This window comes from Kribbella sp. VKM Ac-2568, assembly GCF_004345365.1.
Classification (GTDB): Bacteria; Actinomycetota; Actinomycetes; order Propionibacteriales; family Kribbellaceae; genus Kribbella; species Kribbella orskensis.
This window is the reverse complement of the sequence record NZ_SLVF01000008.1, coordinates 129,929-146,903: the sequence shown is the minus strand read 5'-3', so window position 1 is coordinate 146,903 and position 16,975 is coordinate 129,929. Positions and strand designations below refer to the sequence as shown.

16 protein-coding genes are annotated in these 16,975 nt (G+C 70.1%); 2 read left to right on the top strand and 14 right to left on the bottom strand.

The features are described from left to right. Window positions 1-80 precede the first annotated feature (80 nt). Entirely contained in the window at window positions 81-1,532 is a 1,452-nt protein-coding gene (locus EV648_RS23945) for a DHA2 family efflux MFS transporter permease subunit (protein WP_199234784.1), read from the top strand. Between the two features lie 526 nt (window positions 1,533-2,058). Here EV648_RS23945 and EV648_RS23940 read toward each other — a convergent pair. The 9 genes from EV648_RS23940 to EV648_RS23900 all read right to left on the bottom strand — a co-directional run bounded on the left by EV648_RS23940 (window position 2,059) and on the right by EV648_RS23900 (window position 11,386). Then, on the bottom strand, window positions 2,059-2,421 hold the full coding sequence (locus EV648_RS23940; RefSeq protein WP_132187864.1) for an iron-sulfur cluster assembly accessory protein: 363 nt from the start codon (window positions 2,419-2,421) through the stop codon (window positions 2,059-2,061). A 228-nt stretch (window positions 2,422-2,649) separates the two neighbouring features. Then, on the bottom strand, window positions 2,650-3,744 hold the full coding sequence (locus EV648_RS23935) for a glycerate kinase (RefSeq protein ID WP_132295915.1): 1,095 nt from the start codon (window positions 3,742-3,744) through the stop codon (window positions 2,650-2,652). A gap of 74 nt (window positions 3,745-3,818) precedes the next feature. Beyond that, window positions 3,819-4,499 carry an SRPBCC family protein gene (locus EV648_RS23930; RefSeq protein WP_132295912.1) on the bottom strand — a complete coding sequence of 227 codons (681 nt, stop codon included), beginning with the start codon at window positions 4,497-4,499 and terminating at the stop codon, window positions 3,819-3,821. Further along, window positions 4,496-5,350 carry a xanthine dehydrogenase family protein subunit M gene (locus tag EV648_RS23925; protein WP_132295909.1) on the bottom strand — a complete coding sequence of 285 codons (855 nt, stop codon included), beginning with the start codon at window positions 5,348-5,350 and terminating at the stop codon, window positions 4,496-4,498. Before EV648_RS23925 ends, EV648_RS23930 begins: the two co-directional genes overlap by 4 nt. Continuing rightward, window positions 5,347-7,731, bottom strand: a complete 2,385-nt coding sequence (locus EV648_RS23920) for a xanthine dehydrogenase family protein molybdopterin-binding subunit (RefSeq protein ID WP_132295906.1) — start codon at window positions 7,729-7,731, stop codon at window positions 5,347-5,349. The genes EV648_RS23925 and EV648_RS23920 overlap by 4 nt, the downstream gene beginning before the upstream one ends. Beyond that, the gene (locus EV648_RS23915; RefSeq protein WP_132295903.1) at window positions 7,728-8,198 is read right to left on the bottom strand and encodes a (2Fe-2S)-binding protein; all 471 of its coding nucleotides are present in this window, start codon (window positions 8,196-8,198) and stop codon (window positions 7,728-7,730) included. Before EV648_RS23915 ends, EV648_RS23920 begins: the two co-directional genes overlap by 4 nt. Window positions 8,199-8,281: 83 nt before the next feature. Then, a complete protein-coding gene (locus EV648_RS23910; protein ID WP_132295900.1) occupies window positions 8,282-9,403 on the bottom strand; it encodes an XdhC/CoxI family protein in 1,122 nt (373 codons plus the stop codon). After that, window positions 9,396-10,505, bottom strand: a complete 1,110-nt coding sequence (locus EV648_RS23905; protein ID WP_132295897.1) for a VWA domain-containing protein — start codon at window positions 10,503-10,505, stop codon at window positions 9,396-9,398. The genes EV648_RS23910 and EV648_RS23905 overlap by 8 nt, the downstream gene beginning before the upstream one ends. A gap of 5 nt (window positions 10,506-10,510) precedes the next feature. After that, window positions 10,511-11,386, bottom strand: a complete 876-nt coding sequence (locus tag EV648_RS23900; RefSeq protein WP_132187856.1) for a MoxR family ATPase — start codon at window positions 11,384-11,386, stop codon at window positions 10,511-10,513. 123 nt (window positions 11,387-11,509) lie between these two features. Here EV648_RS23900 and nadA point away from each other — a divergent pair, with 123 nt between their 5' ends. After that, entirely contained in the window at window positions 11,510-12,691 is a 1,182-nt protein-coding gene (gene nadA / locus EV648_RS23895; protein ID WP_132295894.1) for a quinolinate synthase NadA, read from the top strand. Between the two features lie 99 nt (window positions 12,692-12,790). On the opposite strand, the gene EV648_RS23890 is transcribed toward nadA, so the two are convergent. From EV648_RS23890 to EV648_RS23870, 5 genes are all read right to left on the bottom strand, one after another. Next, window positions 12,791-13,984, bottom strand: coding sequence for a glycosyltransferase (locus tag EV648_RS23890; protein ID WP_132295891.1), 1,194 nt, complete (start codon window positions 13,982-13,984; stop codon window positions 12,791-12,793). Continuing rightward, on the bottom strand, window positions 13,981-14,394 hold the full coding sequence (locus tag EV648_RS23885) for an adenylyltransferase/cytidyltransferase family protein (RefSeq protein ID WP_132295888.1): 414 nt from the start codon (window positions 14,392-14,394) through the stop codon (window positions 13,981-13,983). Before EV648_RS23885 ends, EV648_RS23890 begins: the two co-directional genes overlap by 4 nt. Then, on the bottom strand, window positions 14,394-15,140 hold the full coding sequence (locus EV648_RS23880) for a CDP-alcohol phosphatidyltransferase family protein (RefSeq protein WP_132295885.1): 747 nt from the start codon (window positions 15,138-15,140) through the stop codon (window positions 14,394-14,396). The genes EV648_RS23885 and EV648_RS23880 overlap by 1 nt, the downstream gene beginning before the upstream one ends. Next, the gene (locus EV648_RS23875) at window positions 15,137-15,565 is read right to left on the bottom strand and encodes an adenylyltransferase/cytidyltransferase family protein (RefSeq protein ID WP_132295882.1); all 429 of its coding nucleotides are present in this window, start codon (window positions 15,563-15,565) and stop codon (window positions 15,137-15,139) included. The genes EV648_RS23880 and EV648_RS23875 overlap by 4 nt, the downstream gene beginning before the upstream one ends. Before the next feature lie 160 nt (window positions 15,566-15,725). Further along, window positions 15,726-16,904 carry a glycosyltransferase family 4 protein gene (locus EV648_RS23870; protein ID WP_241995591.1) on the bottom strand — a complete coding sequence of 393 codons (1,179 nt, stop codon included), beginning with the start codon at window positions 16,902-16,904 and terminating at the stop codon, window positions 15,726-15,728. Window positions 16,905-16,975: the final 71 nt, after the last annotated feature.

The following is a 16,975-nucleotide window of genomic DNA, read 5'->3' as shown; positions in this document are numbered from 1 at the left end:
ACTTGACAGGAACACTGTTCGTGAGTAGAACAGTGTTCGTCAACGAACACCGTTCGCTTCCTTCGAAAGGGGCGCCACCGATGAGCACCTCAACCACTTCCCCGGCGCAGGTCGATCCACCGGCGCCCGCCGGCGCGCCGGCGTACAAGTGGCGCTGGATCGTGCTCGGCACCGTGCTGGTCGCCGAGATCATGGACCTGGTCGACGCCACCATCGTGAACATCGCGGCACCGTCGATCCGCGCCGAACTGGGTGGCTCCGAGGCCGCGCTGCAGTGGATGCTGGCCGGCTACACGCTCGCGTTCGCGATCGGCCTGATCAGCTTCGGCCGGCTCGGCGACCTGGTCGGGCGGCGCCGGCTGTTCGTGATCGGCGCGGTCGGCTTCACCGTCGCCTCCGCGATCTGCGGGCTCGCCACCTCACCGGAGATGCTGATCGGCAGCCGGGTCGCGCAAGGGCTGCTCGGCGCGGTGATGATCCCGCAGGGCTTCGCGATCCTGAAGGCGGTCTTCCCACCCGCCGAGATCGGCAAGGCGTTCGCGCTGTTCGGTCCGGTGATGGGGCTGTCCGCGGTGGCCGGTCCGATCATCGCCGGTGCGCTGATCGACGCGAACTGGTTCGACGCCGGCTGGCGGATGATCTTCTGGATCAACGTGCCGATCGGTGCGCTCGCCCTCTTCGGCGCGCTGCGGTACATGCCCGAGGTTAAGACGCCGGGCGCGTCCCGGCTCGACACCACCGGCGTGATCCTGGTCAGCCTGGCGTGCGGTCTGCTGATCTACCCGCTGGTGCAGGGTCGCGAGCTCGACTGGCCGGTGTGGTCGATCGCGATGATGGTCGCCGCCGTGCCGGTGTTCGCGCTGTTCGGCTGGCGGGAGCGCCGCTCGGGCAACCCGGTGATCGACCCGTCGCTGTTCCGCAGCCGCGGGTACGTCGCGGGGCTCGGCGTGATCACCACGTTCTTCCTGGCGATGTCGGGGTTCATGCTGGTCTTCAACCTGTTCACCCAGCTCGGTCTGCACTACAGCCCGCTGAAGGCCGGACTCGCGATGGTGCCGTTCTCGCTCGGCATCGCGATCGGCGCGCCGCTGTCCGGCGGGCTGCTCGCACCGAAGCTCGGCCGGAAGGCGCTGCAGCTCGGGATCCTGGTGATGGCGGTCTCGATGGTGGGCGTGTGGTTCACCCTGCACGTCTACGGCGACCAGACCACGATCTGGAAACTGGTACCGGCCACGTTGGCGAGCGGGATCGGCGCGGGCATGGTGTTCGCCCCGCTCTTCGACATCATCCTGGCCTCGATCGACGACCAGGCCGCGGGCTCGGCGTCCGGAGTACTGACCGCGATGCAGCAGTTCGGCGGCGCGATCGGAGTAGCCGTCATCGGCACCATCTTCTTCGAGCTCCTGCCCGACCAAGCCTTCCTGGGCGCCACCAAGTCAGCCACCCTGGTCGCCGTCGCCCTCTTCGCCGTCAGCCTGCTCGTCACCTACCTACTCCCGAAGCGAGCCCGCGAGGGCGCTTCAGCGCACTGAACCCCCAGACCCGAGCAACAACACAGCACCTGACCGGCTACCCCCCAACTGACGGCGACCTACAGCCTGGCGATGGCTTTCACCGATTCCGGGGCGCGGCTGGCGGTCTGTTCGCCGGCTGGCGGCTTATGAGGCGCCAGCCGGCGAACAACCAGCCATTGGCCCGGATCTGGGAGAGGCCATCGGCCCGGCCTGATGCCTGAGGCCCGATGCGGCAGCCCGAGGACCCGACGCGGCGGCCGAGGTCCCGATGTGGTGGCCGAGGACCCGACGCGGCGGCCGAGGTCCCGATGTGGTGGCCGAGGACCCGACGCGGCGGCCGAGGTCCCGATGTGGTGGCCGAGGACCCGACGCGGTGGCCGAGGTCCCGATGTGGTGGCCGAAGGCGGACTTTGTGCACCGCTCCCTCTTCGAGCGTTTCTTGCGCCAGGATCTGCTCAGGTGCTGCACAACGTGCCGCTTTGGGGCGAGGGCATGACAAAGCCCCGCTCGCCCTGGTTTGGGGAGAGCGGGGCTTTGGGTTAGGTCAGTTGAACGAGTCGCCGCAGGCGCAGGAGCCGGTGGCGTTCGGGTTGTCGATCGTGAAGCCCTGCTTCTCGATCGTGTCCACGAAGTCGATCGACGCGCCCTTGAGGTACGGCGCGCTCATCCGATCCGTGACGACGCTCACACCACCGAAGTCGGCCACCACGTCACCGTCGAGCTGACGCTCGTCGAAGAACAGCTGGTACCGCAGACCGGAGCAACCGCCCGGCTGTACGGCGACCCGCAGGGCGAGGTCGTCGCGACCTTCCTGGTCCAGCAGCGCCTTCACCTTGGCGGCAGCCCCGTCGGTCAACAGGATGCCGGTGGCCGTGGTTGCGGCCTGCTCGGTCTGCGCTTCAGTCATTCCTGACTCCAGTCATCTCTTGAGCGCCCGGCCGCTCTGGGCAGGCGGCCATGCGCGGAAAGTCCGCTGTCATTCGGGCCAACACACGCCGATCCCGAACCATTCCCATGGTCGCACACCATTTTCCCCGATCAAGCAGTCGGCTCACCGGCTGACCACGGCACGGCGCACGGCGGGTGGTCGCGGCACGGAACCCGGACACCGCGTACGGCGTACGCAGGAGGTGGTTCAGCGGGCCCAGGTGCGGGCCACTCGCTCGGCGACGGCGGCCAGGGAGCCGTGGGGGTCGGCGAAGGCGCGCTCCTCGCCGACGGCGTCGACCAGGGAGTAGGCGGACTCGACGCCCATCGTGCGCATCTCGCGGGCGCCGATCTGCACCTTGCCGGCGAGCACCACGCAGGGCCGCATCGCGTCGTTCGCCACCTTCGCGACGCCGGAGATCACCTTGCCGTCGCGGGACTGGAAGTCGAAGGCGCCTTCGCCGGTGAGCACGATGTCCACCTGCGCGGCCTTCACCTGCAGCCCGGTCAGCTCCGCCACCAGGTCGATCCCGGAGACGCGTTCGGCGCCGAGCAGCAGCAGCGCGTACCCGAGTCCCCCGGCGGCACCCGCACCCTTGGCGTCGGCCGTCTTCCGCCCGGCGAGCTCGGCGAACTTGGTCAGCCAGAGGTCAACCTCCGGCTTCCGGTCGTCGGTGATGCCCTTCTGGCTGCCGAACACATTGGTCGCGCCCCGCAGTCCGAGCATCGGGTTCTCGACGTCGCTCGCCGCCACGAACTCGACCCCGGCCAGCTTGCTCCGGGCCGGCTCCAGGTCCACCTCGGTGAGCGTCGCCAGCCCGGTCGCACCCGCGTCGAGGGTGCCGCCGACCGCGGTGGCACCGAGGGCCGCGAGCAGCCCGGCGCCGGCGTCGTTCGTGCCGGAGCCGCCGAGGCCGAGGATGATCCGTTTCGCCCCGGCGTCGACCGCCGCCGCGATCAACTGGCCCACGCCGTACGTGGTTGCATCCTCCGGCCGGCGATCCTTCGGCTCGACCAGATGCAACCCGCACGCCTGGGCGGTTTCGACGTACGCGGTCTCCCCCGCGACCAGCACCGTCGCCGGAACCTCCTCGCCGAGCGGCCCACGCACGGTCACCGACAACAAGGTGCCGTCAACAACCGCCGTCAGCACGTCGATGAACCCGGGCCCGCCATCCGCCATCGGCGCCACCAGCACCTCAGCCTGCGGATCCCGCCGCCGCCACCCTTCCTCGATAGCAGCCGCGGCCTCGACAGCGGTCAACGTCCCAGCGAACTTGTCCGGAGCAATCAGCACGCGCATAGCCGACATCCTCTCCTACGCCCACTCCCCCGCGCTGCACCGCGGCCATCCCCCGGACAGTTCCCGAGGCGATGTCAGCGGCGCAGGAGCCGACGGAGAAGGAGAGCCACGGCGGCGCCGATCAAGTAGGGGGCGACGCGTTTGGCCACGGCCGGGAGCAGGGTGGAGGCGAGGTTCAGGGAGGCCTCGGAAGAAGGCGCGGGACCGGGCGAGGGCGTCGGCGGCCTGGGTGGCGTGGGTGGCGTGGGCGCGGCCGGACTCACCGGTTCGGCAGGGCTCGCTGATTCGGCCGGGCTCGCCGGCTCGATCGGAGTTGCCAGCTGGACGGTCAGGTAGTCGACGAACTGGTCCAGGAGCTTGTCGGAGACCTCCTGGATCAGGCCGCGGCCGAACTGGGCCGGGCGGCCGGTGATGACCAGGTCGGTGTCGACCGTCACCTCGGTGGCCGCGTCACCGGTCGGCGTCAGTTGCGCGGTCACCCGGGCGGTCGCGGTGCCGTTGCCGCGCCGATCCTTGCCCTTGGCCTCGAGTACGGCGCTGTGGTTCGCCGGGTCGCGCTCGACGAAGGTGCCGGTCCCGGTGTACTGCAACGCCACCGGGCCGAGCTTCACCTTGCACGACCCGGCGAACGCGACATCGTCGCACGACGTCAGGGTGGCGCCGGGGAAACACGGCACCACCCGTTCGAGGTCGTTGAACGCGACCCAGGCCTGCTCGACCGGCACCGGTACGACGAAGCGGTGCTCGAGCTTCATCCAGCGCCTGCCGCGCTCAGGACCGCCCGCCGGGTGAGCACCGAGGCGAGGTGCCTGCGGTACTCCGCATCGCCGTTGAGATCCGTCGGCGGCGAGGTCCCGTCGGCGGCGCGGGCCGCGGCCGCCCGGACCGCCTCGGCCGTAGCCGGCTGACCGACGAGTGCCTGCTCGACCGCCGTCGCCCGGATCGGGATCGACCCCATGTTGGACAGCCCCACCCGCGCCTCCGCGATCGTCCCTCCGTCCAGCCGTACGGCGGCCGCGACCGCCACGATCGGCCACTGCTGCGCGACCCGGCTGAACTTCTCGTAGTGCGCGCCCCAGCCGGTGTACTTCGGGACGCGGATCTCGACGAGCAACTCGTCCTCGCTGAGGGTCGTGGTGAACACGCCCTCGAAGAAGTCCGCGGCACCGACCGTACGGCGACCGTCCGGACCCTGGATCACCATCTCCGCGTCGAGCGCGACCACCACCGCCGGCAGGTCGGCCGCCGGATCGGCATGCGCCAGCGATCCCCCGAAGGTGCCGCGGTGACGCACCTGCGGATCGCCGATCGCGGCGGCCGCGAGCGAGATCAGCTTCGCGTGCTCGGCGATCGACGGGTCGGCCTGGACCACGCTGTGCGGCGTCATCGCGCCGATCACCAGTGCCTCGCCGTCGTCGCGGATCCCGCGCAGCGCCTCGATCCGCCCGAGGTCGACGATCACCTCGGGCGCCGCCAGGCGCAACCGCAGTACCGGCATCAGGCTCTGGCCGCCGGCCAGCACCTTGGCGTCGTCATGCTCGCGCAGCAGGGCGAGCGCCTCGTCCACCGACGTGGGCGCGTAGTAGTCGAACGCTGCCGGAATCATGATTTCGCCCCTTCCTGCAAGGCTTTCCAGACCCGGTACGGCGTACAGGGCATCTCGACGTCGGACACCCCGAGATGGCGGACCGCGTCGACGACCGCGTTGACCACGGCCGGGGTGGAGGCGATCGTGCCCGCCTCGCCGACACCCTTCACGCCGAGCTGGTTCGTCGTCGCCGGGGTCTCGGTGCGCGCCGTCACGAACGACGGCAGATCCGGTGCCGCCGCCACCAGATACGCGTCGAACGAGCCGGTCACCAAGGTGCCGGATTCGTCGTGCACCGCTTCCTCGAACAGCGCCTGCCCGATGCCCTGCGCGACACCGCCGTGCACCTGCCCTTCGACGATCACCGGGTTGATCACGTTGCCCACGTCGTCGACGCTCACGTACGAGCGGATCGTCACCGCGCCCGTCTCGGTGTCGACCTCCGCCGCGCACAGATGGGTGCCGTGCGGGAAGGAGAAGTCGTCCGGTTCGAGGGTGGCGTCGGCGTCGAGCGAGCGCTCCGCGCCGCCGTCCAGCTTGTGTCCCTGGAACACCGCGAAAGCGAGTTCGGCAAGGCTCATCCCCGCTTCGGTACCCCGGACTCCGAACCGCCCGCCGGTGTACTCGAGGTCGTCGGCGTTGGCCTCGAGCAACTGGGCCGCGATCGGTTTGGCCTTCTCGATCACCTTGTCGGCCGCCGCGAGCACCGCCATCCCGCCGATGGCCAGCGATCTCGACCCGTAGGTGTCCAGGCCCCGGGCCGAGACCTGCGTGTCCCCGTGCAGCACTTCGACATCCTCGAAGGGAACGCCCAGCCGGTCGGCCACGATCTGGCTCCACGCGGTCTCGTGTCCCTGACCGTGCGGGCTGGTGCCGGTGATCACCTCGACCTTGCCTGTCGGCAGCATCCGGATCGACGCGTGCTCCCAGCCGCCACCGACGTAGCCCATCGAGCCGAGCCAGCGCGATGGGGCCAGCCCACACATCTCCGTGTACGTCGAGATGCCGATCCCGAGCTGGACCGGGTCCCCCGACTCGCGGCGTCTCTGCTGCTCGGCGCGCAGGTCGTCGTACCCGAAAAGGCCCTTGGCTTTCGCGGTCGCCGCCTCGTAGTTGCCCGAGTCGTAGTGCATGCCCGACACCGTCGTGAACGGGAACTCCTCGTGCTTGATCCAGTTCCGCTCGCGGATCTCCAGCGGATCGACCCCGACCTCGGCCGCGAGCTCGTCCATCAGCCGCTCGACCGCGAAGGTCGCCTCCGGCCGGCCGGCGCCGCGGTACGCGTCGGTCCAGGTCTTGTTGGTGAAGACGTTGGTGCAAGTCAGCCGGTAGGCCGGGAACTTGTAGATGCCGTTGTACATGAACGCACCGAGGATCGGGATGCCCGCCGACACGAGGCCGAGGTAGGCCCCCATGTTCGCGAGCAGCTCGACCTTGAGTCCCCTGACGGTGCCGTCGCGGTCCGCCGCGAGGGTGAGTTTCTGCCACTGGTCCCGGCCGTGGTGGGCGGCCTGCAGCGACTCCGAACGGGTCTCGGAGTACTTGCAGGGCTTGCCGGTGCGCCGGGCCGCGATCACGGTCAGCACCTCTTCGGGGGTGAACTGCAGCTTGCCGCCGAAGCCGCCGCCGACGTCGGGGGCGATCACCCGGATCTTGTGCTCGGGGATGCCGAGCACCAGCGCGATGAAGATCTTGACGAAGTGCGGGACCTGGGTCGAGGACCACACCGTCAGCTGCTCACCGGTCGGATCGGCCACGATCGACCGCGGCTCCATGAACGCCGGGATCAACCGCTGCTGGCGGTACTCGCGCTCGATCACGATGCCGCCGTCCCGGGCCGCCGCGATCGCGGCGTCGACATCCCCGCCGGTGCCCGCCTCGGCGGAGTCGAAGTTGAACCGGGCCGACACGTTGGTGCCCAGATCGGGATGCGCGAGCACCTCGTCGGCGGCCGCCGCCTTCAAGTCCAGTGCCGCCGGGAGCTCCTCGTAGTCGACGTCGACGAGATCTGCCGCGTCGTTGGCCTCGGCGGCCGACCGGGCCACCACCACGGCCACGATCTCGGCGGCGAAGTTCACCGTGTCGACCGCGATGGACGGGTGGGCCGGCGCCTTCTGCTCCGGCGTGGCCGTCCAGGCGAACGGCAGCCCGCCCTGCTCCTCGGCCAGGTCGGCCCCGGTCAGTACCGCGACGACTCCGGACGACGACCTCGCCGCCTCGGTGTCGATCCCGGTGATCCGGGCGTGCGCGAACGGGCTGCGGACCATTGCCAGATGCAACATGCCGGGTAGGACCACGTTGTCGGTCCAGCGGGTCCGGCCGGTGATCAGGCGGGCGTCCTCCTTGCGCCGGCGCGGATTGCCGACCTCGGCGGCCGGCCGCTCCTGGGTGGTGGTCATCGCGCACCTCCCGCGGCGGCGGCCGCGCGGACCGCCCGGACGATGTTCTGGTAGCCCGTGCACCGGCAGAGGTTGCCCTCCAGCCCGAGCCGGACCTCGTCGTCGGTCGGGTCGGGATTGTCGGCCAGCAGGTCGATCGACTGCATGATCATGCCGGGCGTGCAGTAGCCGCACTGCAACGCGTGGTTCTCGTGGAAGGCCTGCTGCATCGGGTGCAACTGCCCGTCGGTCGCGAGCCCCTCGATCGTGGTGATCTCGTGTCCGTCGGCCTGGACCGCGAACATCGAGCAGGACTTCACGCTCCGCCCGTCGAGAAGCACCGTGCAGGCGCCGCAGTTGCCGGTGTCACAGCCGACCACGGTGCCGGTCTTTCCCAGCTGTTCGCGCAGATAGTGCACGAGCAGCGTGCGAGGCTCCACGTCGTCCGTGTAGCCGCCTCCGTCGACCTTCACTGTGATCCGGGACATCCCAGCCTCCAGACAATGACAATGAGCAGTGCCGATGTCCTCCGATCGTGCGCCTGGTGTGACGCGCACCACAAGGGAGGGAATCAGTGGTGGATGGACCCGGCCTGCGCTGACAACCGGTCGCCGGCCCCACCCCAGCGCAGCGCGATGATCTCGGCCGCGATGCTGACCGCCGTCTCCTCCGGGGTCCGGGCGCCCAGGTCCAGCCCGATCGGGCTCGCGAGCCGGGCCAGTTCGGGCTCGGTCAGCCCGGCCTCGCGGAGCCGTTTCAGCCGGTCGTCGTGGGTTCTGCGCGAGCCCATCGCCCCGACGTACGCGAGATCGGGCAGCCGGAGCGCCACCTCCAGCAGCGGTACGTCGAACTTCGGGTCGTGGGTGAGCACGCAGACGACGGTCCGGGAGTCGACCCGCCCGGCGGCCACCTCGGCGGTCAGGTATCGGTGCGGCCAGTCGACCACCACCTCGTCGGCCGACGGGAACCTCGACGCCGTCGCGAAGACACCGCGCGCGTCGCAGACGGTCACCCGGTAGCCGAGGAACGAGCCGAGCTTCGCCACCGCCGCCGCGAAGTCGATCGCCCCGAAGACCAGCAGCCGCGGCACCGGGGCGTACGACGCGACGAAGACCCGCATCCCCTCACCCCGGCGCTGCCCGTCCGGCCCGTACTCCAGCGTCTCCGTCCGGCCGGTCGCGAGCAGCCCGCGCCCGTCGTCGGCCACCGCGGCGTCGGACCGCTCCGACCCGAGGCTGCCGGCCGTCGGCTGCCCCTGCGGTCGCACCACCAACCGGCGGCCGACCCGGGACGCGTCGGGGTGTGCGACCACGGTCGCCACCGCGACCGGGCGGCCGGCGGCGATGTCGGCGGCCACCTCGCCCAGTTCCGGGAACGACGCCTGATCGACCCGCTCGACGAAGATGTCCAGGATCCCGCCGCAGGTGAGCCCGACGGCGAAGGCCGACTCGTCGCTCACGCCGTACCGTTGCAGCACCGGCTCGCCCGCCGCCAGGATCTCCTCGCCGAGCTGGTAGACCGCGCCCTCGACGCAGCCGCCCGACACGCTGCCGACAGCCTCGCCACCCGGGCCGACCAACATCATCGCGCCCGGTGGCCGCGGCGCGGACTCGAACGTCGCGACAACGGTGCCGACGGCAACCGGATGGCCGGCGCTCCACCACCTCACCAGCTGATCCAGAACGTCACGCATCCGCCACCACCTCCAGAAGATCCGCGAAGCTGGCCAGGCTGTGCCCCGCGATCAGGTCGTCCAGATAGGGCAGCACAGCCACGATCCCCGCCTGGACAGGCAGATAGCCGGGCTTGCCGCGATGAGGGTTGAGCCAGACCACCCGGTGCGCCAGTCCCGCCAGTCTGCGCAGCTGCTCCCCCAGCAACGCGGTGTCGCCGCGTTCCCACCCGTCGCTGCACACCACCACGACGGCCCGGCGGGCGGTTCCACGCTGACCCCAGCGATCCAGGAACACCTTCAGCACCTCACCGAGCCGAGTGCCTCCCGACCAGTCCGGTACGACGTCGCCTGCCAGCCTCAGCGCGTACTCCGGGTCGCGGTGCCGCAGCGCGGGCGTCACGCGGGTGAGCCGGGTGCCGACGGTGAACACCTCCACCTGGCGCGGGGCCACCCGGACCAGCGAGTGAGCCAACCGGAGCAGGCTGTCGGCGTACGGGCGCATCGAGCCGGACACGTCGATGAGCAGGACGACCCGGCGAGGTCTGGTGCCGCGGCGCCGGTAGAGCACGCGAGCAGGTTCGCCGACCTGGCGGAGCTGGGCCCGCAGGGTGCGTCGCGGGTCGATCTCGCCCCGGTTGGACGGCCGTCGCCGGGCTCCACGCCGTACCGGGGCTCGCGGTCTCAGGGTCGCGAACTGCCGGACGAGTTCGGCGCGGTCGGCGGCGGAGAGCTCGGCGACGTCGCGGTGCCGGAGGATCTCGGTCTGGCTCGCGGCCACCGCGATCGACCGGTCGTTGCCATCGGCATCGGTATCCGGTGACTCGAGCCCGGCCTGCAAGGTGGTCGCGGCGGGGCGCGGCCGCTGCGCGGTCCGCGGGAGATCGCCGGAGAACCAGGCGGCGAACACCTCGTCGTACCGGGCGGTGTCGTCCGGACCACTGCACAGGGCGGCCCGGCCGGCCCAGTAGACGTCGGCGGCGACGCCCGCATCGAGTGCGGCCACGGCGCGCAGGAAGACCTGCACCCGGTCGGCCGTCACCGCCAGGCCCGCGTGCCGCAGCGCGGAACCGAAGCCGACCAGCAGGTGGTCGGGAGATGGGTCCGGGCCGCGGATCGTCATGGCAGTCAGCTCGCCAGCAGCCGGTCCAGTGATTCCCGGACCCGGTCGGTGTCCTCCCGGTACTTGAGCACCGCCCCGAGCGTCGCCGCCGCGGCCTGGACGTCGAGGGTGTCCGTGCCGAGCGCGTCGAGCGCCCGGGCCCAGTCGAGCGTCTCCGCGACGCCGGGCGGCTTGAGCAGGTCCAGTTCGCGCATCCGCTGGACCGACCGCGCGACCTGCTCGGCCAGCCGTGCGGACACCTCCGGCAGCCTGGTCCGGACGATCTCGACCTCGCGCTCCAGACCGGGGTGGTCGATCCAGTGGTACAGGCAGCGGCGCTTCAGCGCGTCGTGCACCTCGCGGGTCCGGTTGGAGGTGAGCACGACGATCGGCGGCACCTTCGCGGCGACCGTGCCGAGTTCGGGGATCGTCACCTCGTGGGTCGAGAGGACCTCCAGCAGGAACGCCTCGAACTCGTCGTCGGAGCGGTCGATCTCGTCCACCAGGAGGACGGCCGGGCTTTCGCGGAGGGCACGCAGTACGGGCCGGGCGAGCAGGAAGCGCTCGTCGAAGAGGGACTTCTCGACGTCCTCGACCTTCGCGCCCTTCCCGGTCGCCTCGACTGTGCGCAGGTGCAGGATCTGCCGCGGGAAGTCCCAGTCGTACAGCGCCTGCGAGGCGTCGATGCCCTCGTAGCACTGGAGCCGGATCAGCGGCAGCCCGAGCGCAAGGGCGATGGCCTCGGCGAGGGAGGTCTTGCCGGTGCCCGGCTCGCCCTCCAGCAGCAGCGGCCGGTCCAGCACGAGCGCCAGGTAGCCGACCGTGGCCAGGCCGTCATCGGCGAGGTACCCGGTTCCGCGCAATCGCTCGGCGAGCTCTGCCGCGGAGCCGACGACGTTCATCTGATCAGAATCACCCCGGTTCGGTGCCGTTGCCAAGGATCCGGCCGTGGCCGGGAGTTTCGCATCGTGGGCAGTGACGTGCACCACGAGGGGTGAAGGGGTCTCCATGGCACGATGGTTGGCGTGACGACCACCGCTGAGGGTTCGAAGTCTCTCCCGCTGTTGTTTCTCGGCCGGGACACCGACCCCCACTCGGAGCGCGGGGTTGAGTGCCCCGGCGCGCTCCCGCCCGCCTCTGACCCGAATCTGGTCGAGCGGGCGCTCAAGGCCAAGGCCGCGCTCGGGGACCAGGTGTTCGTGCTGGGCCACCACTACCAGCGCGACGAGGTGATCCAGTTCGCCGATGTCACCGGTGACTCGTTCAAGCTCGCCCGTGACGCGGCGGCCCGCCCCGACTCGCCGTACATCGTGTTCTGCGGTGTGCACTTCATGGCCGAGTCCGCGGACATCCTGACCAGCGACAACCAGACGGTGATCCTGCCCGACCTCGCGGCCGGCTGCTCGATGGCCGACATGGCCCGGATCCAGCAGGTCGAGGCGGCCTGGGACGCGCTCGCCGACGCGGGTGTCGCCGACGTGACCGTGCCCGTCACGTACATGAACTCCAGCGCCGACATCAAGGCGTTCTGCGGCCGCAACGGCGGCGCTGTCTGTACTTCGAGCAACGCCGACGTCGCGCTCGACTGGGCCTTCCAGCAGGGCGAGAAGGTGCTCTTCCTGCCCGACCAGCACCTCGGCCGCAACACCGCCGTACTGAAGATGGGCATCAGCCTGGACGAGTGCGTGGTGTACGACCCGCACAAGCCGGGCGGCGGTCTCACCCGCGAGCAGTTGGCCGCGGCGAAGATGATCCTGTGGCGCGGGCACTGCTCGGTCCACGGCCGGTTCACCGCCGCATCGGTGGACGACGTGCGCTCGCGCGTTCCCGGCGTCAACGTGATCGTGCACCCCGAGTGCCAGCACGAGGTCGTCATCAAGGCGGACCTGGTCGGATCCACGGAGTACATCATCGACACCCTGGCCAAAGCCGAGCCTGGTACGTCGTGGGCGGTCGGCACCGAGCTCAACCTGGTGCAGCGATTGGCGAAGCAGCACGCCGACAAGAACATCGTGTTCCTCGACAAGACGGTCTGCTACTGCGCCACGATGAACCGCATCGACCTCCCCCACTTCGTCTGGACCCTGGAGAACCTGGTCGCCGGCACGGTCGTCAACCCGATCACCGTCGACGCCGACACCGAGAAGTACGCCAAGATCGCCCTGGACCGCATGCTCGCGCTCCCTGGCAAGACAGCTCGGGACTAGCCGGACCGCCACACCATCAAACGGCCCATCCTCGGGTGGTCCGTAGGCGCAGCGCGCGGTCGTCGCCCGGCCAATGATGGGCTGGCGGTTCGGAGCCCCTCACTTGGCGACGCGGGTTGGCGCGTAGAAGGTGGCGAGGACCTCGGGGAGGCGTTCCGGGGACCAGCGGTTGACGGGCTCGATGCGGCCGTGGAGACCGGCGAGGCCCTTGGCCAGTTCGCCGACTACGTCACCGCGCCAGGAGACGACGGCTCCGTCTTCGGGGCCGACGATCACCGAGGGGCCGCCTCGGTCGAGGCAGACCACCGGGCAACCGCTGGCGAGAGCCTCGGCGACAGCCCAGCCGGCTGCTTCGCGCATGGCGGGTGCCAGGAGAGCGTCCGCGCGCAGGAGAGCGTCCAGGACCTCTTCGCGCGGGAGTTGGCCGACGAACTCGACGCGATCGCGGATGCCGAGGTTCTCGGCGAGGCGTTCGGCGCGGCGCCAGTCGGGACCGTCGCCGATCACCCGGAGCTCCCACCCCGCGGCTTCCGGGCGGGCCAGGGCGCTGATCGCCATCAGCAACCCCTTCCACGGGATCAGCCGGCCGACGAACAGCGCGGTCTTGACGCCCGGGGCACCATAGGGTTCACGCGGCCCACTGGCGGTGGCGAAGCGGCTGATCGCCACGTTCGGCTCGACGACCACCTCCGCCGCGGAGTCCTTGAACTCCTCGGCGACATCCTTGTTCTGGGCAACCACCAGATCGGCGCTCTGGGCAAGCTTCCGGCCGATCACCTTGCGGAGCATCCCGGTGTAGGCCCGGCGTACCAGCTCTGCCGACACACCGCGCGGGCCGAGCCAGTGCGCCATCGGCAGCGGCGCCGAGGTCGATCCCCCGACCGGACCCCAGATCACCTTCGCCGAGGAGGGCCGGACCACGCCCGCGGACATCCAGTCGACCGCGAAGGTCAGGTGGTGGATCACGTCGAACGAGTACTGCGCGTGCAGCCGCCGGGCCGTGCGCCCGGCGAGTCGCTGCCACAACGGGTAGTACCAGTACACGTCGGCCGGTCGGCGCCGCAGCTTCAGCACCCACTTCGGCAGCTCGAGCGGCACCACCGTCAACGACGGCACCGGGCGGATCGCGAGTTCCTCGGCGATCTCGTGCGCGAACTTGCCGCGGGTCAGCAGCCAGACGTCGTGGTCGCGCGCGGCGGCCTTCGCCCAGGCCCAGCCGGCACCCGGCTCGGACCCACCCTTCGGGCGGCAGGCGTAGGCGCTGAGCAGGATCTTCGGCCGGGTCACCGTCACGTTCCCTCCAGCAGCCTGCGCAGATCGGTGCTCGAGGTGGAGGCCGTGTACGGAAAGTAGTGCACGCCGGCACCGACCTCGCCGAGCAGCTTCTCCAGCCGGGTCCCCTTCTCGGTGCCCTTCCAGTCATCGCCCTTGAAGAGCACGTCGTAGCGCAACTGCTTCCACATCTCGAACTTGTCGCTGGACCAGTCGCTGACCACCTGGTCGACCAGGCCGATCGCCTGGACGACCTCCATCCGCTCGTGGTGCGGCACCACCGGCGGCCGGCCCTTGATCCGGGTCACCACGTCGTCCTCGACCACACCTGCGATCAGGAAGTCGCAATGCTCGCTTGCCCTCCGCAGGATGTTCAGGTGGCCGATATGGAACATGTCGTACACCCCGGGGGCGTAGCCGACGACGCCCATCAGCCCTGTACCTCGACGCGGGCGGCGGGCTGCAGCGCGGCCATCTCGCGGTACCACTTGGCGATCGCGGCGAGCAGGAAGACCAGGTTCGCCGCCAGCATCGCGGCGTACAGGACGATGAACAGCGAGGGCCGGCCGAAGGCGAGGAAGACCAGGCAGAGGATGCCGTAGTCGGTCGGTGCGATCAGCAACGACTTGACGACGGAGTCCCCGCGCACGTTGGGCTTCGCGCCACCGTGCCGGCGGCGGAGCTGGTCGATCAGGATCAGCCCGAAGAACATCACCGTGGACACGCACAGGTAGGCCAGCGGGATGAGCAGCACCAGCTCGTTGCTCAGGGCATCGAAGCGGTAGAGCGAGATCAGCACCGCGCTGTGCAGCAGCGCGACCTTCACGCAGTCGATCATGTGGTCGAGCCACTCCCCCAGCGGCGACCCGCCACCGCGCAACCGGGCCAGCTGCCCGTCAGCGGAGTCCAGGGCGTAGCCCAGTACCAGCAGGGCCGTCACCACCAGCGCGAGCGGCAGGCTGGGCTCGACCAGCGCGATCAGCACGATGCCGATCAGCGAGCAGAACCCGCTGGCCAGGCTGACCTGGTTCGGCGTACGGCCGGCCAGGAACGCGGCGGCGGCCAGGTACCGGCCGATCCGCCGGTTGACGAACCGTGAGTACGCCGGCGTGCCGGCCGAAGACTTCTGGGCTCGGGCCAGCTCGGCGACGACGTCGCCGAGGGAGCGGCGCGTCATGCGACGGAGCTGCGCGACTGTCGCTGGTCGATCGCAGCGCGCAGGATCTGGCTGCTGGAACCCCGGCCGGCCGGCAAGGTGCTGACCAGCCCGGCGGGGATCCCGTCGAGCTCGTCGGCGCCCAGCACGCCGTCGGTACCACTGGCAGCGAACACGGTCCGTACCCCCAGTACGCCGATCAGCCACTCGGGCTGGACGCCTTCCACCACAACCACCTCGTCGACACAGCGCAACTGCTCGAGGATCTGCGCCCGCTCGACCAGCGGCACGAACGGCCGCGCTCCCCAGGCGTCCACGGCCCAGTCGTCGGTCAGCACACCCACCACCAGCCGGTCGCATTTCTCCCTGGCCCGTTCCAGCACGTCGAGATGACCGACGTGGAACAGATCGAAGACCCCGGTCAGGTATCCGATGCGTTGCGGCACCTTCTGCTCCCCCTGTGAGTCCTCGCGGACCCTTCGGCGCCCCCAGGGCGACTCTTTGCGTGACGAACTGCCGGTGAACACCCGGACAACCGGCCCCCACCAACGACCGACGTGACCCCCCACGTCAGCGCTGACCTTATACCGCGCGCTCACAGCCCGCCTAGCGCGACCGGCCGTAGGCCGCTCGGCGGGCGATCGCATCGGTGTAGATCCTCTCCGTGGCCTCCAGGTCTCGCTCCGGGGTGAAGCGGTCGAGATAGACCTGTCGGGCTCGCTGCCCGCAGGCTATCGAAGTGGCGGGGTCTACCAGCCACCCGAGGGCCTTCCGCAGCCCGTCCGGATCCCCCGGCTCGGTCAGCGCGCCGGTCTCTCCGTCGTCCACCAGTTCCGCCAGCGCTCCGATCCTGGACGCGACCACCGGTACTCCGTGCGCGAACGCCTCCACCACCACGAGACCGAACGTCTCATAGGAACGAGCAGGTACGACGACGACGCGCGCGGAGCGGAGCACCTCCATACAGTCGGCCCAGGGAAGTTGCCCGAGCACCCGGACCGACGGGTCCCGCTGGGCCAGCGCCTCGGCCTCGCCGCGGAGCGGGCCGTCGCCGACCACCACCAACTCCCCCAGCGACGAGTCCCACGCCTGGAGGAGGTCGGCGAACCCCTTGTCCTCCTGCAGTCGGCCGAGGAACACCACGGAGTCACCCGCACCCTCCCGTACTGCGCCCGTCTGCGGGACCGCGTGCGGCTTGACCACGATCTGCTCGGGGTCGAACCCGCCCGCGACGTACCGGGAGCGGACGAACTCCGACGGCGCCACCAGGGTGGTGACGTAGCGCCGCCAGGTGTGCAGTGAGTTGTGCACGCTGATGCCGGTCGCCAGCGGCAGGCTCTGCACCTTCGAGTCGCGGTAGCACCCGTGCAGGACGCCCCGCCAGGCGATCCGGCCGACGCAGTCCTCGCACGGACCACCGTCGCGCTGCAGGACCGCGTTGGCGCACATCAGCCGGAAGTTGTGGAGCGTGGCCACCACCGGGAGATCCAGCCGGTGCGCGGCCCGCAGTACCGAGGGACTGAACAGCGGGAAGGTGTTGTGCACGTGCACGACGTCAGGACGTCGCGCCTGCAATCGGAATGTTAAATCGCGTTCGGCGGAGTATGACCATACGGAGCGAAGCGGTAACAGCGCGCGATCTTTCCGGCCCATTTGCGCGATTCCGTCGCTGTTCTGCGAGTAGAGGTCAACGACATGTCCTGAGGCACGCAAAAAATCAGCCGTTTGATCGACGACCGTGTTCTCGCCACTGGGTTGACCCGAACGGTAACGGTTGTGCAACATGGCGACCCGCATGGCACTACCTTAAGTCTCGCGGTGGTGACACCTGGTTCGTGGGACCGCCCCTGCGGCGC

Coding starts and splice junctions, on each gene's coding strand:
- EV648_RS23910 (WP_132295900.1), bottom strand. CDS start 9,403: ATGCGTGACGTTCTGGATCAGCTGGTGAGGTGGTGGAGCGCCGGCCAT.
- EV648_RS23940 (WP_132187864.1), bottom strand. CDS start 2,421: ATGACTGAAGCGCAGACCGAGCAGGCCGCAACCACGGCCACCGGCATC.
- EV648_RS23870 (WP_241995591.1), bottom strand. CDS start 16,904: ATGTTGCACAACCGTTACCGTTCGGGTCAACCCAGTGGCGAGAACACG.
- EV648_RS23905 (WP_132295897.1), bottom strand. CDS start 10,505: ATGACGATCCGCGGCCCGGACCCATCTCCCGACCACCTGCTGGTCGGC.
- EV648_RS23880 (WP_132295885.1), bottom strand. CDS start 15,140: ATGACGCGCCGCTCCCTCGGCGACGTCGTCGCCGAGCTGGCCCGAGCC.
- EV648_RS23935 (WP_132295915.1), bottom strand. CDS start 3,744: ATGCGCGTGCTGATTGCTCCGGACAAGTTCGCTGGGACGTTGACCGCT.
- EV648_RS23885 (WP_132295888.1), bottom strand. CDS start 14,394: ATGGGCGTCGTCGGCTACGCCCCCGGGGTGTACGACATGTTCCATATC.
- EV648_RS23945 (WP_199234784.1), top strand. CDS start 81: ATGAGCACCTCAACCACTTCCCCGGCGCAGGTCGATCCACCGGCGCCC.
- EV648_RS23915 (WP_132295903.1), bottom strand. CDS start 8,198: ATGTCCCGGATCACAGTGAAGGTCGACGGAGGCGGCTACACGGACGAC.
- EV648_RS23930 (WP_132295912.1), bottom strand. CDS start 4,499: ATGAAGCTCGAGCACCGCTTCGTCGTACCGGTGCCGGTCGAGCAGGCC.
- EV648_RS23925 (WP_132295909.1), bottom strand. CDS start 5,350: ATGATTCCGGCAGCGTTCGACTACTACGCGCCCACGTCGGTGGACGAG.
- EV648_RS23920 (WP_132295906.1), bottom strand. CDS start 7,731: ATGACCACCACCCAGGAGCGGCCGGCCGCCGAGGTCGGCAATCCGCGC.
- EV648_RS23900 (WP_132187856.1), bottom strand. CDS start 11,386: ATGAACGTCGTCGGCTCCGCGGCAGAGCTCGCCGAGCGATTGCGCGGA.